The following is a 15,925-nucleotide window of genomic DNA, read 5'->3' on the forward strand; positions in this document are numbered from 1 at the left end:
ATGGGATATAAAAATTTGACCTTTCGGAAAGATACTTTGTTTCTAGTTACAGGTGGAGCCGGTTTTATCGGCTCTAACCTGTGCGAAGCTATTCTTAAAATGGGATACAAGGTGCGTTGCCTGGATGATCTTTCTACTGGGAAGCAAGCCAATGTTGATATGTTTCTGAACAATCCAAACTATGAGTTTATGAAGGGCGACATTAAGGATTTAGATACCTGTATGAAAGCTTGCGAAGGCGTGGATTACGTACTGAATCAAGCTGCATGGGGAAGTGTACCGCGCAGCATTGAAATGCCGCTGTTTTATTGTGCCAATAATATTACTGGAACGTTGAACATGCTGGAGGCGTCCAGACAAAACGGTGTGAAGAAGTTTGTGTATGCTTCCAGTTCTTCCGTATACGGTGATGAGCCGAACCTTCCGAAAAAAGAAGGCAGAGAAGGTAATCTGCTTTCTCCGTATGCCGTGAGCAAAAGAGCAGATGAGGAGTGGGCGAAACAGTATACCCGGCATTATGGACTGGACACCTACGGAATGCGGTATTTTAATGTGTTTGGTCGTCGGCAAGATCCTAACGGCGCTTATGCAGCTGTTATCCCTAAGTTTATCAAGGAGCTTTTGAACGGGGAAGTACCTACTATTAACGGTGACGGTAAGCAGAGTCGTGATTTTACCTATATTGAGAACGTCATTGAGGCAAATCTGAAAGCTTGCCTTGCTCCTCATGAAGCTGCAGGTGAAGCGTTTAATATCGCTTATGGCGGACGGGAATACCTGATCGATATTTACTATGGGCTGACAGAAGCATTGGGAGTAAAGATGGAACCGAACTTTGGGCCGGACCGTGCTGGAGACATCAAGCATTCCAACGCCGACATCAGCAAGGCGAGAGAGCTGCTTAATTATGACCCGGATTACAGTTTTCAGGATGGAATCCAGTTGGCTATCCAGTGGTATAAGGAGAATCTTTAAATTTTTGTAATAATAGAGATTGATACTCTGTTAATTTAAGAAAGAATATAAATCATGTGGTGCAATATATGAAAATTAAAGTCAACAGATTGTTATTATGTATAATCCTTTTTGGAACATTTATTAAGCAGCTGTATTCCTATATTGGGATTGAATATATATTGATTCCAGGCAGTAGCTATGGGTATCAGCAACTTGCCAGGGGAGATAAAATAACCCTTGCATTTGAGTTGATTGTTTTAATTAGTATAGTTCTGCTTTTTTTTATAGAATCTAAAGTCAGAAAAAAGTTTTTTACACTTGGATATCGTTTGACTCTACTTGCTTTGGTACTTGGGATAATGTTTTGGGAAATTTTGACTATTTTCCAGAATGGATTAATTACAACTTTATATAGTACAACAGCACCGCATGTATACCTGACGGCACTTTGTGTATGTATCGGAATGGATGAATCACTTTTTAATGTATTTATCAAATACATTAAATGGATAGGTTATTTATCGCTTGGTTTAAGTTTGGTATGGTATTTGGTATTTTTACAAACCCATCCAAACGGATTGCTGGGGAATAGTTCAGTTCTCACTTTTTATATTCAAGGCTTTTGGTTTCTCTGTATTTGGAGCATTACGGAGAAGAAAACATCAAGTCTTCAGGTATTAGTAACAATAGGTATCGGTGCGTTTTTAGCAGGGCTTTTCAATTCGCGTAGTTGGATTATTCAATGTTTAATTTGGGCAGTTGTATATGTGTATTATACCAGTGGAAAAAAAGGCTTAACCCGTTTGTTTAAGGTGATAGTTTTTGTGAGTTTGGGTCTTGTTATCGCTTATTTTCTGATAAATCACTATTATCCGCAGTCACTGGATCTGTTAATTAAAAAAATGGGGACTGATACCAGATCTTTTCAATATGAGGACTTATTTTCTCAGACGAATTTGTGGGATTACATATTTGGGAATGGATATAATTTCCAGTATTATAGTGCTTCTATGGGCGGTATGTACAGTTATATAGATAATTCGTATTTATTGATGTTGGTTCGCTACGGATTAGTGTTAGGCCTTTTTTATCCGTTGGTGTTTGTTATACCAATTATAAAAACTTTCAAAAATAGATCTATAAGAAATAAAACTGCGCTTATTTTACTAATGTGGTTAGCCGCATTGGGAGGATTGTCTGTATATTGTGCTGTTATTTTGGATTTGAAGAGCATAGCACTGGCTGCGCTTGCTGGATATAGTATGAGAGAAAATAAAAAATCTTTAAGCGGTAAAAAAATGTATTGTCAAATCAAATGAAGAGGAGTGCACAAGGCGTGAATAGAAAATGAAAAGTGTTCTTTATATCTCCCGAGCTGGGCTTCCTATAGATGCCACCGGCTTGCGCATTTTTTCCATTGGCAGTTTATTGGAAAAAATGGATTATCGTATTCATTATATTTGTGACAGGCGCGTGGACGCCGCTGTTGAAAACTCAGGCTATGAAAAAGTTCATGTCGATAACGAAGATTTTCTTTTTGCTCATGACGAAATCCACTTTCGTATTGGCAACAAGGTATATTCCTATCTACCTAGTTTTGCCGGAGGAAAGTGGAATGCATTAAAAGAGATTGTGGAAATCTGTACGGCAAGCCGATCGTTCAAAAGGGTGAAGAAAATTTGTCAGTTCGAAAAACCCGATTTGATTATATTGTATAATGATACGGGTGGATTGACTAAAAAGCTAATTCCATTTTGCAAAGAACAAAATATACAGCTATTGGCGGATGTGACGGAATGGTATGAAAAAAGGAGATCCGCATCTGTCGCAGAACAATTAGTCATCTCGTTTACTGACAGGCGAATCAGATTTGTTGATAAGAAGCTGGACGGCGTAATTGCAATCAGTCCTTTCTTTCACGATTACTATAAAAACCAGGGAGTCAAATGCATATTGATCCCACCTTTAATGGAAATGGATGATAGAAAAATAGAAAGAGATGACAACCCCAAAAATTTGATTCGTTTTGTATATGCAGGCAGTCCGGGCTCCAAAGATATTGTCGTCCCATTTGTCCGGAGTATTGTCAAAGCGAATACGGAAACAATCAATTTTCGGTTGGATCTAGTTGGCATTGATTATCAATATTTGGAGGAAAACGGCTTCCCGAATGTGTCGGAAAATAGGGGGGTATTTGCCCATGGAAGGCTGTCTCACCCTGAAACGGTGGAAATCGTAAAGAAAGCGGATTTTGGAATCCTTTTTCGCCATAATCAGAGATATGCGAAAGCGGGCTTCTCTACAAAATTTGCAGAATGTATGAGTTTGGGGGTCGCCATAGTGTGCAACCGGATAGGAGGTACCGATCGTTTTATATCTGATGGCGTAGATGGTTTTGTTTTAGAAGAGGCAAACGAGCAAGCCTTTGACAGCTTTCTGCAAAAATTGCTTCAATTTGATGAAGAAAAAATTGCATTTTTAAAAGCAAACGCTTATTTAAAGGCCACTAAAATTTTTGACCTCAGAAATTATGAAAGAATGTTACGTGATTTTTTGGTGGAGTTACGAGAAAGAAATGATTCAAAGGTCAAAAGATGATGTTGGAAATATAAAGGGCTGATTTTAATAATGAATATACTGATCATAGTTGATGATTTTTCTGGTGGGGCGGGCAATGTGGCACAACTCTTAGCAATCGAGCTGAGTAAAAAACACAAAGTTTCTTTGGCCTTGACTAATAGACATTCCAAGTCCAGATACAACCTTTCAGAGATTTCTGTATATGATGAAAACTTAAATATAACTGGAAAAAATAAAATAGCAGGACTATTGTCGGCAATAAAAAGGCTTCGAGAACGGTTGCAAACCGTTGGAGCTGAATTTGTCATTTCTTTTTTGGATAATAATAATACAATGGCGTGCTTGATGCTCAGGAAAACGAATATTCCGATCATAGTGTCCGAGAGAAGCAATCCGCTTGTCATTTATCCTAAATTCCCTTGGAACTATCTTCGGAGGATCGCATACAAAAGAGCGGATGTGGTGTCTGTTCAATTTGATATCTTTCGTGATTTTGACGGCGGACGGTATGAGAAAAAATGTATGGTGACCCATAATGTAATTGAACAGCCTTCTGTTTTTAAAACAGAATGGGAAAAACCGACGGTATCCTTTGTATCCATGGGACGAAATGCTGATGTTAAACGCTTTGATTTGATGATCAAAATATTTGGGAAGCTTTTGAAAAAATGTTCCAATGTTGAACTTCATATTTTCGGTGCGGGCATCGATAACGATACGCTTCGTGCTCAAGTAGATGCTGTGGGAGGAAAAGATTCCATTCATTTACACGAAGCAATTTCCAATGTACATGAGGAACTGGTTCAACACGACGTGTATTTAATGACGTCAGAGCAGGAGGGGTTCCCCAACGCACTCAGCGAGGCATTGGCTGTGGGGTTGCCGGCCGTTGTATTTAAATGTCATCAGGGCATAGGTGACCTTGTAAAATCAGAAGAAAATGGCTACTGTATAGATGAAGGCGATGAAAAGAATTTTATTAACGCGATGAAAATTCTTGCTTTGGACAAATACAAAAGACAGACATTTGGTCAAAAATCCATTAGCATTGCGAAGAGATATGACGATCAGTCGGTTATGCAGGAATGGGAGGCTTGTATAAAGAAGGCGATTTTAAACCGAAGTGGTAGGGACTAATTTAATCGTCAGTTTTTTCAGGATAAAGAAAATATTGAAAATGTGGGTAGTCTATGAAAAAAGTGTTGTGTTTGATTGATAATCTCGGTTCTGGCGGAGCGCAAAGACAACTGGTGAATTTAGCCATTCTGTTAAAGCAAACCGGATATGCAGTGGATTTTGCCGTATATAGGGAGAATGATTTTTATCAACCCCTATTGGATGCAGAAAATATTAAAGTCCACACGATAAAAGAAAATAATCCACTCAAATTAATACTTAAAATGCGGTCTTATATCAGGAGAATAAATCCCGATGTTGTAATTCCATTTTTGGAAACGCCAGGTTTTTTGGCTTGTATCGCCAAAATGGGCGGAGGCAAATGGAAACTGATAACAAGTGAACTCAGTGCTAAGATGACGACCTTTTCCAATAGGAAAAATCGGTTTTATAACTGGTTTGAACGTTTTTCGGACGTAAAAGTGTGTAATTCCCAAAACGCTGTGCAAATGTGGAACCACTACTATCCTCAATATCATGACAAATACCGGGTTATTTATAATCCGGTATTGATACAAAATCAACCGAATGTAAGCCATTTGTATCGAAAGGACGGCAAGCTGCATCTAGTGGTCGCGGCGAGTTATCAGGAGTTAAAAAACCCGTTGGGATTGATAGAAGCTATCCTGCTGTTGGATGAAACCGAAAAAGAAAAGATTGTGATTGATTGGTATGGTAAAGTGGAAGTGACTATTGGGAATACAGTCATTTATGAGTGCGCTGTCCAAATGATAAAAGCAAACGCTTTAGATTCTACAATTAGATTGCACCATGAAACTAAGAAAATATATAATATTATGTCCCAGGCAGATGTCATTGGCCTGTTCAGCACGGTAGAGGGCTTACCAAATGTAATCTGTGAGGCTATGATGCTTGGTAAACCGGTAATCATGAGTAAGGTGTCGGATTACCAGATTCTAACAGAGGGAAACGGTATTACCTGTGAGCCGACACCGGAGAGAATTGCCTTAGGATTGCGGGAGTTATTGCAACTTCCTCCCAGTGATTTGGATAAAATGGGCAAGCTGTCTTATGAGAAGGCAAACAGGTTATTTTCGCCGGAAGCAATTGTAAAACAATGGATTGAGGTTATCGAGGATTGAAAAAGATTTTCATATTACCTGTATTTAATAGGAGTGCGGTACTGCCATTAGGAGACCAGACATGAATAAAATCAAACAATTTATCGTACTTGTAGCACATGGAAAATATGATACCTCTACCGCCGATGGAAGAAGCATGGAGCGCGCCAGGGGGATTGCTCTGACGGCGTTGACTGCGATGTTGGCAAAGGCATTTGCAATGGCTGTGCCCCTCATTACGGTGAGAATCACTTTAAGCTACATGGGGGAAGAAATATATGGCTTATGGACAACCGTAACTTCTTTCTTTACCATGTTCTCCTTTGCGGATTTGGGCTTGGGGAGCGGACTCCAAACAGAACTGAGCAAAGCCACGGCGACGGACGATAAACAATATTGCAGAAAGCTCGTTTCATCGTGTTATACGATGCTGGCCGGAGTGGCTTTGGCGCTTATGGTCATTTTTGTATGTATCTATCCATTTGTCAATTGGGCCGGTCTTGTCAACGCATCTACCGAGAGAACCATTGCTTTGGCGGGCGGTGTCGTTATGGCGATTGTTACTTCCAGGGTGGTAAATGTGCCGCTTGCGTTGATTCAACGCACACAATTTGCCATGCAGGAAGGATATCGCAACAATTTGTGGAACTGTACAGGTAATATTCTGAGTTTGTTATTTGTTCTAGTTGTTTATTATCTGGATTTAGGCGTTTTGACGATGATTTGGGCATCGTCTTTGATCACCGTCATTGTCGCCGCAGTCAATATGGTTGTGTATTTTAAGTGGCAGAGGCCGGAATTAAAGCCCCGTTTTAGCGAGTTTGATAAAAAAATTAGTAAAAGGCTATTACATACGGGAGTCCTCTTCTTTATCCTTTCAATATTCACCTCCCTCAGCCTCTCCATTGACAATTTTATAGTAGCGCATGCCTGCAGTTTGTCTGAGGTCACCCCATATTCGGTGATGTATAAGATCGTTTCAATGATCGGGGTCGTTTCGTCCATGCTGAGCAGCCCCATGTGGTCGGCCAATGGGGAAGCGATGCAAAGGGGAGAGTACCAATGGGTGCGCAAAACGACAACCAAGATGGCTTTGATCTCTTTGTTGTTTGCTCTTATCTGCTCCATTGGCATTTTTGTATTGATACAGCCAGCACTTTGGTTGCTTACAGATGGGGCTGTCCAGGCGAACTACTCTATCCTTTTTGGAATGTGTTTGTTACAGATAGCGATATCTGTTACAAATCCATACTTTATGATTTTAAACGGAGCTGGCATTATCAAATTCCAAATCTTCAATTATATTATATATGCAGCGATCAGCCTACCTTTCAAATATGTTCTGGGTATTAAATTTGGTGCGGAGGCAATCACCTGGTGTGGTGCGATAACATATATTATTCTTTTAACTGTTCCGACATTTTATCGCGGTATGAGTTATTTACATCAAAAAAGAGGTTGTTTAAATGTCATCACTAAAAAATATTAAGGAAAAAGTAGAATGTTTTTGGGGTGAAAGACATCCTATACCAAAACAAAGCGGAAGAATATTTCATTATTATCTCTCTATAGATACCCAAAAGTATGCAGTATATGAACGTTCCAGGGGAGCTGATCGAGTTGTGGCAGCTCATGATAAAATGGTTTTGGTACAAAAAAACAGCAATAAAAATCAGCTAATTCTGTATCCTTACTATCAAAATCGTTTTATCTTTCATAAAATTTATTTATCTGAAAAACAATTTCCTAATCTGATAAAGGGTAGCAATGTTTTATTATGTTTATTTCTGCCTTATATGAGACAAGTTCGAAGTGGTCAGTACATCAAATCAGTACGGCTTGTGGTTATTACTGATAAAGCACAAATTTATCATAATTGTCCTGCCAGAAACAAAAAATTTGATGGATTTTCTTTGGCCGGTGATAATCTTTTGTTTGAAGAAAGTGTCATTTGGGATTTACCTGGTAGAAAGTATCCTGTACAAAATCCCACAGAATCAGATTTAGAAAGATTTTATCCCAATTTGCCCACAGAATGCTACAGGTATCATCCGATGCTGAATACAGATAATGAGTTTCAGGACCGGTATGGAAATGGTGGTTTCGGAAAAAACACCATCGTTTTCGAAAATGGACGGGCAGTACGTGTCCCAAGATTCTATATTCACGACAGAAGTGTGGAATCAAATCCATTCCATTTTATTGGTTCGGGGGAAAAGGATCACAAAATGAGTCTGTTGGCCACTTATAGGAGCAATGTTACCGCTGGGGTGCGAACCTGTATATTTGCTACTTCTGATGGTGGGCGGACGTGGTACTGCAAATACGAATTTGCAGATTTGGGTGAATATGAGTTTCGTCAAGGCCATGCTGAATCTTTTGGTAAAAATGTTGGCAATCCAATACAAAATGCTGGATATGACAAAAACTATAAAGGAGAACTGCAGCTACTCAAAAGAAAGCTTATCGTTCCCTCGGAATCTTGCAAAGAGCCTACTGTACGAATTATGTGGGATGACATTGGACCAATTGAAAGTATCGGGACAGAGGCACAACTCACGCTTAAAACAGAACATCCACATGGCTTAACTACCGGCAATATTGTTGCTTTATCGAGTAACGTTTCGGAAGATTTTTCGATGAAGTGGATGGTGAATCCTACTGTGGGAAATAATAGCGCTGGAAATGGATTACTATTTAAAATTCAGGTAGTAGATGATTATAGGATTTCGCTATTTGAACTGGTTTCATCACCTGATAACAATATTTCTTGTAGGCATGTGCATCACATAAATCGAATAAAAGATGGGTGGCTTATTGGAACAGGAGAAATATATCCCAACGGATGGCTTTTATATTTTCAAATGAAAGAAGCAGATACTTTTTCGATAAAAAATGCAAATGAGGAATTTAGAATTATTCGGTTAAATTCAACTGAGATGTCTGCGCAAAGGACGATGGGGGCGTTTTTAACGGATAGTAAAAGGCCGGAATTAGTTTATGCATCGGATCATGATTGTTTGAAACGGGAGAAAGTCGCTATTTGTGACCAAAGAAGTGAGAAATTCGATCGAAATTCTACCGGAATTTTTAAAGGATACTTATCAGATATAGATAATCGGCAGCAACATACAGTAATATTTGAGGCGTCTGAACCTTGTTTCTATTTTCAAGAGCTTGATTCTATGCTGGTGTTTTGCGGGCAAAGAGGGCAGCTTGGATTGAGCTTCGACAAAGGAATTTCATGGAGTAAAGAACGAATTAGGAATCCGGTTATTCATTATTATGGTGCTAACGGTCAAAGATACTATTTTGATGATTGCGTTATATTTAGGAAATAGATATTAAGGATTATTTCATTTATCTTTAATAATATATTCTAGTTGCTATAGAAGGAGAAAGTATGATGAGTACATCAAAAATTTTTAAAGGCAAAACCCTTGTGATCACCGGCGGTACCGGTTCGTTTGGAAACGCTGTTCTCAATCGTTTTCTTCACACTGACATCGGAGAAATCCGGATTTTCTCTCGGGATGAAAAGAAGCAGGACGATATGCGCCACGAGTTTCAGGCGAAGATGCCGGAAGTGGCGGGCAAGATTTCTTTTTATATCGGCGACGTCCGAGATCTGGCGTCAGTAAAAAACGCCATGCATGGTGTCGATTACATATTCCACGCCGCGGCTCTCAAACAGGTTCCGTCCTGCGAGTTTTTTCCCATTGAGGCGGTAAAGACCAACGTTTTGGGGACGGAAAATGTGCTGACGGCGGCCATTGATGAGGGGGTGGAAGCGGTCATCTGCCTTTCCACTGACAAGGCAGCCTATCCGGTCAATGCCATGGGGACCTCCAAGGCGATGATGGAAAAGGTTATTGTGGCAAAATCCCGCACCGTCAAGCCGGAGCGGACGAAAATCTGCTGCACCCGGTATGGAAACGTCATGTGCTCCCGGGGGTCAGTGATTCCGCTGTGGATCGATCAGATCAAGTCGGGAATTCCCATCACTATTACAGAGCCTTCTATGACGCGGTTCATTATGTCGTTGGAAGAAGCGGTAGATTTGGTTCTTTTTGCCTTTGAAAACGGGACAAGCGGGGACATCCTGGTACAGAAAGCTCCCGCCTGCACCATCGAGACTTTGGCGCAAGCGGTAACCGGTTTGTTCCAGCCGGAGCACGAAATCAAGGTGATCGGTATTCGCCACGGCGAGAAGATGTATGAGACGCTGCTCACCAACGAGGAATGCGCTCACGCTGTTGACTTGGGCAATTTTTATCGGGTTCCCTGTGACAAAAGAGACCTCAACTACGATAAGTATTTTAAAGACGGCGATACCAAACGCAATACGCTGACCGAGTTCAACAGCAACAATACAGAGCTTCTCAATGTGGAGCAGGTGAAGGAAAAGCTTTTGTCTTTACAGTATATCAGTGACGAACTGGCCGCGTGGGAGAACCGATAGATGAAGATACTGGTAACAGGCGCCAACGGCTTCGTGGGGAAAAATCTTGTGGCGTCCCTGAAAAATATCAGGGATGGGAAAGACCGCACCCGCCCGGGCGTTCAAATTGACGAGATTTTTGCGTATGATATTGATACGGGAGCAGAGCTTCTGGACCGATTTTGTGAAAAAGCGGATTTTGTCTTTAACCTTGCCGGCGTAAACCGGCCGAAAGAACAGTCGGAATTCATGGCGGGCAATTTTGGGTTTGGTTCTACGCTGCTGGATACGCTGAAGAAGTATCAAAACCGCTGTCCGGTGATGCTCGCTTCCTCCATCCAGGCGACGCTGCTGGGGCGGTATGCCGGAAGTGAATACGGGAAAAGCAAGCTGGCGGGAGAAGAACTGTTTCGGGACTATCAGAGGGACACAGGCGCCAAGGTGCTCATTTACCGATTCCCGAACCTCTTCGGCAAATGGTGCCGGCCCAACTATAACTCGGCTGTGGTGACCTTCTGCCACAACATTGCAAACGATTTGCCGATTACGGTAAATGATCCGGCGGTAGAGTTGGAACTACTGTATATCGATGACTTGGTAGCCGAAATGCTGGATGCATTAGAAGGAAAAGAGCATCGCTGCGAGTTTGAGGGCGTTGATGCGGTGGAGCAGCCGCACGGCAGATACTGTTATGTACCGGTGACTCATAAAGCGGCCCTTGGGGAAATCGTTTCACTTCTAGAAAGCTTCAAAAAACAGCCGGAAACCCTGAAAATGCCGGAAATTGCGGACGGTTCTTTTGCGAAGAAGCTGTATTCCACGTACCTTTCCTATCTGCCGAAAGAGAAGGTGGCTTTTCCGCTCAAAATGAATGTAGATGACCGGGGAAGCTTTACCGAACTCCTCAAAACCGAGAAATGCGGGCAGTTTTCGGTGAATATTTCAAAGCCGGGCATCATAAAAGGGCAGCATTGGCACCACAGCAAGTGGGAATTCTTTATTGTGGTTTCCGGGCGTGGTTTGATCCAGCAGCGAAAAATCGGCACGGAGGAAGTGCTGTTTTTTGAGGTTTCCGGAGACAAAATCGAGGCCGTCCATATGCTGCCGGGGTACACCCACAACATAATCAATCTGTCGGAGACGGAGAATTTGGTGACCGTCATGTGGGCCAATGAGCAGTTTGATTCCAGTCGGCCAGATACTTATTTTGAGCCCGTGGAGGAAGAATAATGGTAATAAGGACAGATTATTCCGATATTAAATTTCGGGAAAACGGGAAACTAAAGCTCCTAATTATCGTGGGGACCCGTCCGGAGATTATCCGGCTGGGCGCTGTTATCAACAAATGCCGGAAGTACTTTGACTGTGTGTTGGCGCACACGGGGCAGAATTACGACTATAATCTCAACGGCGTGTTTTTTCGTGACCTGAAACTCAAGGAGCCGGAAGTTTACATGGACGCGGTTGGGGATGATTTGGGCGCCACTGTGGGCAACATCATCAACTGCTCCTACAAATTGATGAACGAGATAAAGCCCGACGCGCTTTTGATTCTGGGGGACACCAACTCCTGTCTGTCGGCCATTGCGGCAAAGCGGCTGCATATCCCGATTTTTCATATGGAGGCGGGGAACCGCTGCAAGGACGAGTGCCTGCCGGAGGAGACAAATCGTCGCATTGTGGACATCATTTCCGACGTGAATTTGGCCTACTCAGAGCACGCGAGGAAGTATCTCCATGAGTGCGGGCTGCCGAAGGAGCGGGTATATGTGACCGGTTCTCCTATGGCGGAAGTGCTGCATCAAAATCTCGAGGAGATTGAGCAGTCGGATATTTTGAAGCGTTTGAATCTCGAACCTCAGAAATATATTTTGCTTTCCGCTCACAGGGAGGAAAATATCGACACCGAGAAGAATTTTCTTTCGTTGTTCACAGCCATCAATAAAATGGCGGAGAAGTACGATATGCCGATTCTTTATTCCTGCCATCCCAGGAGCAAAAAAAGGCTGGAAGCCTCCGGTTTCCAGTTGGATAAGCGCGTGATACAAAATGAGCCGCTGGGTTTTCACGATTACAACCATTTGCAGATGAACGCTTTTGCGGTAGTGTCCGATTCCGGGACTTTGCCAGAAGAGAGCAGTTTCTTTACTTCCCAGGGGCACCCGTTCCCGGCGGTGTGCATCCGGACATCCACTGAGCGGCCGGAGGCGCTGGACAAGGCGTGTTTCGTGTTGGCGGGTATCGACGAAAAGTCTTTATTGCAGGCAGTGGATACTGCGGTGCAGATGAATCTTGACGGGGATTACGGCATTCCGGTGCCGGATTACGTGGAAGAAAATGTCAGCACCAAGGTTGTGAAGATCATTCAGAGCTACACCGGGGTTGTGGACAAGATGGTGTGGAGGAAGTACTAGATATATAGCGAGGTAGACGATTGAAAAAAAGACTTTCCATTTTCCTTACCATTCTTATCCTTTTGACGCTTACCTTTATTTTTACAAACTCCATGGACAGCGTAGCCGAGTCTCAGAAGAAAAGCGGGGCTGTGCTGGAACGGGTTTGGATTCTCTTAAAAGGCGTGGTCGGAAAAGAGAACGTAACGGAGCATCTGGTGCGAAAACTGGCGCATTTTTTTGAGTTTTTTGTTTTAGGCGTTGAAATGTCGGCGCTTTCTTTTCTTCATCATTCGCCGCGGCGTACTTTATATTATTCCATTTCTCTTCCGGTGTTTTGCGGCTTGCTGGCTGCCCTGACGGACGAAACCATCCAAATTGCGTCCGCCCGGGGTTCGCAGGTTCAGGATGTATGGCTTGACTTTGCAGGTGTGTGCGTTGGAGTAGGAGTAGTTTTTGTCATATGGCTAGTATGGAGAAATAGACAGATACGCCAAGGACAATAAGGCCGTGCTGATGTACCCAATAGGATAACCGGAGATTACGTCCTGCGATATTGTTGATTCTAACAGGTTTTTACTCAAAAAGTAGTGAAATTGTTTTAAAAGTGTGCTAAAATTTAGGAAAGATATAGGCAGTTAACTTCAAAGATGGACAGGAATTGCAGGGCCTGTCCATGGCGATTCGACAATTTTCGCATGAATTGCGTTGTAAGATAATTCAGGATATAAAAGGAGAGGTAAAGATGAGAATTAAAAAGGCTGTGATTCCGGCCGCGGGGCTTGGTACCAGGGTTCTTCCCGCTACCAAAGCCATGCCCAAGGAAATGCTTACCATTGTGGACAAGCCGGCGATCCAGTACATAGTCGAAGAGGCTGTCAAAAGCGGGATTGAGGATATTTGTATCATTTTGAGCCGCGGCAAGCACGTGGTGGAAGACCATTTTGACCGCACACCGGAACTGGAGCAGAAGCTGTTGAGCAGCGGTAAACAGGAACTTTACGAAGAGGTCCTGAAAATCGCCAATTTAGCAAACATCACTTACGTCCGGCAGCAGGAGCCCAAAGGATTGGCGCATGCAGTTCTCTGCGCCAAACCATTTGTCGGCGACGAGCCTTTTGCAGTGCTTTATGGAGACGACGTTATCATGGGCGAATATCCCACCTGCAAGCAGCTTACCGACCAGTACGAAAAATACGGCGTAGGCTGTGTGGCGATGAAAGAGGTGCCTTTTGAACAGGTCACAAGATATTCTTCGCTTAAGGTGGAAAATCTTTTCGACAACGTGTATAAAGTTACCGACATGGTTGAAAAACCTGCCACTCCCAAACAGGCTTTCTCCAATTTCTCTATTCTGGGGCGCTGTGTGCTCCCGCCGGAGATTTTTTCTCTGCTCGAGACGCTGCCCACCGGCGCGGGGGGAGAATACCAGCTCACCGACGCCATGAAAATCTTAGCCCAAACCCAGGGGATGATCGGGGTGGACTTCATCGGAACCCGGTATGACATGGGAAATAAGTTAGGAATTATGCAGGCGGCGGTGGAAACCGCAATAAATCATCCGGAAATCGGAGAAAATTTCAAAAAATACTTGAAAGATTTTACAAAAGGGTTATAATAGTATTATACCAATGATGGGTAAAAGCGTTACTTTCTGCTGCTGATTCGGAAGCAGCACCCGAACATAAGGCCAAAATAAAAAGCGAGGATGGCTGTAATGATGTATCCCATAGCATATTTCCTTTCTGAGTTTTTTGTTTCATTGGCTGATACTTAAATTATGCCCCAAAAATGGACTTTTGTTTCAAAAAATAATTTATTTCTTTGTTTGTTTTTGCTTGAAAAAGTGTAACAATAGAAAAGGATCTACTAGGAGGTAAAATTATGAAAAAAATCATTTCCGCAGTTTGTGCAGTAGCCTTGATGGCTTCCTTAGCAGCTCCGATGCAGGTGGCTGCCGCTACAAAGGACGATATTGTCAACGAGATGTTTACTAGTTTTGAAGTTGGAGGCAGAACAAGACAGATTCCCAGCCGGTATGTCACCTTAGTGGTTCGTTATCTGGACAATAACAAGCTTACTTCTGCTGAACTGGATGAGGCCTTGGCGGCAGGCAGAGAAGCAAAACAAATCTGGATTGCGACTGGACAGCCTACTTTTGAGAAACTTTCCTCTGACGTGAAGATGCAGCTGGCTGGAAAAGCTGCCAGTATGATGAAAAAATTAGGTGCAACTGTAAGCTTCAGCGGTACAACTCTTACTGTTGTTGACCCCAATGGTAAATCGTACAGTGTGAATACTCTCCATGATTTGAGTGCTTTAGTAGGCGCTTCTACTTCTGGAGGAAACAACGGCTCGGGTTCCAATGACCCTTGGAATAACGGCGAGACCAGCGGCACAACTCCTGATGGCGGTCACTGGGAAGTGGAAGGAAACACTGTAACCATCACCGATAAGGACGGCAATGTTTCTACTATTGAGATCAATCCTATCAAACAGACTGGCGCCGGCGTAGACACTTCTTCTGCCGTGGCAGTTGCTGCTCTGCTGATCGCAGGTTTGAGCGCGACTGTTATCGTCGCCCGGAAAAGCCGCTTGGGTGAGGACTGCGAATAATGAGCAAACGGGTTTCTGAGAAGCCCAGAAGAAGCAATCGGACAAAATTTATCCTTTGTCCGATTGCCTTTTTCATAGTGGGCCTTGTACTCATTTTAATCGCCTTTATGCCGATGTTGACACCCATGGTGGACGTACTGGATTTAGTGACTCTGTCGTCGCCGCCTACCTTTGAGGAGTCCGCTCCGGTGGAAAAGGATTTCACTTCGGGGGAAACTTCCGGTGTTCTCAATTGGGAGAGTCTGGATCTGCCTGGCGAGGGAGAGCTTTTCGGGGAGCTGATTATCCAGTCGGCGGGAATTGATGTGGACCTCTACTTTGGCGACAGCCCGACCGAGCTGAGAAAGGGCGTAGGTACCTATACGTCGGCGGGGCTGCCCGGCGAGGGCAAAACGATCCTGATGGCGGCCCATAACAATACCTATTTCCACACGCTGGGGGATGCAAAACCCGGCGATTCCATTGAGATCAACACCAATTATGGGAAGTACGTCTATGAAATGACGGACAGCAGGGTGGCGGAAGATACCGATTCCACCGCCTATGACCTGAGCGCCCCGGAGGAAAATCTCATTCTGTACACCTGTTATCCCTTCGACCGGCTGGGATTTACCTCTCAGCGGTATTTTGTCTATGCAAAATACGTTTCCGGGCCGCAGTGGAATCTTCCGGAGTAAGGA

General features: G+C 43.2%; 14 protein-coding genes. All 14 read left to right on the plus strand.

The features are described from left to right. Entirely contained in the window at positions 1–975 is a 975-nt protein-coding gene (locus tag H8710_RS08360) for an SDR family oxidoreductase (RefSeq protein ID WP_249295030.1), read from the plus strand. Positions 976–1,043: 68 nt separating this feature from the next. After that, a complete protein-coding gene (locus H8710_RS08365) occupies positions 1,044–2,276 on the plus strand; it encodes a hypothetical protein (RefSeq protein WP_249295031.1) in 1,233 nt (410 codons plus the stop codon). Between the two features lie 28 nt (positions 2,277–2,304). Next, complete coding sequence (locus H8710_RS08370; RefSeq protein ID WP_249295032.1) at positions 2,305–3,555, plus strand: glycosyltransferase; 1,251 nt, start codon at positions 2,305–2,307, stop codon at positions 3,553–3,555. A gap of 30 nt (positions 3,556–3,585) precedes the next feature. Beyond that, entirely contained in the window at positions 3,586–4,674 is a 1,089-nt protein-coding gene (locus tag H8710_RS08375; RefSeq protein WP_249295033.1) for a glycosyltransferase, read from the plus strand. 53 nt (positions 4,675–4,727) lie between these two features. Then, a complete protein-coding gene (locus H8710_RS08380; RefSeq protein ID WP_249295034.1) occupies positions 4,728–5,816 on the plus strand; it encodes a glycosyltransferase in 1,089 nt (362 codons plus the stop codon). Between the two features lie 61 nt (positions 5,817–5,877). Then, positions 5,878–7,284, plus strand: coding sequence for a lipopolysaccharide biosynthesis protein (locus H8710_RS08385; protein WP_249295035.1), 1,407 nt, complete (start codon positions 5,878–5,880; stop codon positions 7,282–7,284). Continuing rightward, a complete protein-coding gene (locus H8710_RS08390) occupies positions 7,262–9,136 on the plus strand; it encodes a hypothetical protein (protein ID WP_249295036.1) in 1,875 nt (624 codons plus the stop codon). The genes H8710_RS08385 and H8710_RS08390 overlap by 23 nt, the downstream gene beginning before the upstream one ends. A gap of 62 nt (positions 9,137–9,198) precedes the next feature. Beyond that, positions 9,199–10,257, plus strand: coding sequence for a nucleoside-diphosphate sugar epimerase/dehydratase (locus H8710_RS08395; protein WP_283242821.1), 1,059 nt, complete (start codon positions 9,199–9,201; stop codon positions 10,255–10,257). Continuing rightward, positions 10,258–11,466, plus strand: a complete 1,209-nt coding sequence (locus tag H8710_RS08400) for a capsular polysaccharide biosynthesis protein CapF (protein WP_249295037.1) — start codon at positions 10,258–10,260, stop codon at positions 11,464–11,466. Continuing rightward, complete coding sequence (wecB, locus tag H8710_RS08405; protein WP_249295038.1) at positions 11,466–12,650, plus strand: non-hydrolyzing UDP-N-acetylglucosamine 2-epimerase; 1,185 nt, start codon at positions 11,466–11,468, stop codon at positions 12,648–12,650. The genes H8710_RS08400 and wecB overlap by 1 nt, the downstream gene beginning before the upstream one ends. A gap of 62 nt (positions 12,651–12,712) precedes the next feature. Beyond that, the gene (locus H8710_RS08410) at positions 12,713–13,135 is read left to right on the plus strand and encodes a VanZ family protein (RefSeq protein ID WP_488154047.1); all 423 of its coding nucleotides are present in this window, start codon (positions 12,713–12,715) and stop codon (positions 13,133–13,135) included. A gap of 239 nt (positions 13,136–13,374) precedes the next feature. Further along, on the plus strand, positions 13,375–14,247 hold the full coding sequence (gene galU, locus H8710_RS08415; protein ID WP_249295039.1) for a UTP--glucose-1-phosphate uridylyltransferase GalU: 873 nt from the start codon (positions 13,375–13,377) through the stop codon (positions 14,245–14,247). A 266-nt stretch (positions 14,248–14,513) separates the two neighbouring features. After that, positions 14,514–15,245, plus strand: a complete 732-nt coding sequence (locus H8710_RS08420; RefSeq protein ID WP_249295040.1) for a hypothetical protein — start codon at positions 14,514–14,516, stop codon at positions 15,243–15,245. Beyond that, on the plus strand, positions 15,245–15,922 hold the full coding sequence (locus tag H8710_RS08425) for a class D sortase (RefSeq protein WP_249295041.1): 678 nt from the start codon (positions 15,245–15,247) through the stop codon (positions 15,920–15,922). The genes H8710_RS08420 and H8710_RS08425 overlap by 1 nt, the downstream gene beginning before the upstream one ends. Positions 15,923–15,925: the final 3 nt, after the last annotated feature.

Source organism: Fumia xinanensis (assembly GCF_014384905.1).
Taxonomy (GTDB): Bacteria; Bacillota; Clostridia; order Oscillospirales; family Ruminococcaceae; genus Fumia; species Fumia xinanensis.

Coding starts and splice junctions, on each gene's coding strand:
- H8710_RS08360 (WP_249295030.1), top strand. CDS start 1: ATGGGATATAAAAATTTGACCTTTCGGAAAGATACTTTGTTTCTAGTT.
- H8710_RS08365 (WP_249295031.1), top strand. CDS start 1,044: ATGAAAATTAAAGTCAACAGATTGTTATTATGTATAATCCTTTTTGGA.
- H8710_RS08370 (WP_249295032.1), top strand. CDS start 2,305: ATGAAAAGTGTTCTTTATATCTCCCGAGCTGGGCTTCCTATAGATGCC.
- H8710_RS08375 (WP_249295033.1), top strand. CDS start 3,586: ATGAATATACTGATCATAGTTGATGATTTTTCTGGTGGGGCGGGCAAT.
- H8710_RS08380 (WP_249295034.1), top strand. CDS start 4,728: ATGAAAAAAGTGTTGTGTTTGATTGATAATCTCGGTTCTGGCGGAGCG.
- H8710_RS08385 (WP_249295035.1), top strand. CDS start 5,878: ATGAATAAAATCAAACAATTTATCGTACTTGTAGCACATGGAAAATAT.
- H8710_RS08390 (WP_249295036.1), top strand. CDS start 7,262: ATGTCATCACTAAAAAATATTAAGGAAAAAGTAGAATGTTTTTGGGGT.
- H8710_RS08395 (WP_283242821.1), top strand. CDS start 9,199: ATGATGAGTACATCAAAAATTTTTAAAGGCAAAACCCTTGTGATCACC.
- H8710_RS08400 (WP_249295037.1), top strand. CDS start 10,258: ATGAAGATACTGGTAACAGGCGCCAACGGCTTCGTGGGGAAAAATCTT.
- wecB (WP_249295038.1), top strand. CDS start 11,466: ATGGTAATAAGGACAGATTATTCCGATATTAAATTTCGGGAAAACGGG.
- galU (WP_249295039.1), top strand. CDS start 13,375: ATGAGAATTAAAAAGGCTGTGATTCCGGCCGCGGGGCTTGGTACCAGG.
- H8710_RS08420 (WP_249295040.1), top strand. CDS start 14,514: ATGAAAAAAATCATTTCCGCAGTTTGTGCAGTAGCCTTGATGGCTTCC.
- H8710_RS08425 (WP_249295041.1), top strand. CDS start 15,245: ATGAGCAAACGGGTTTCTGAGAAGCCCAGAAGAAGCAATCGGACAAAA.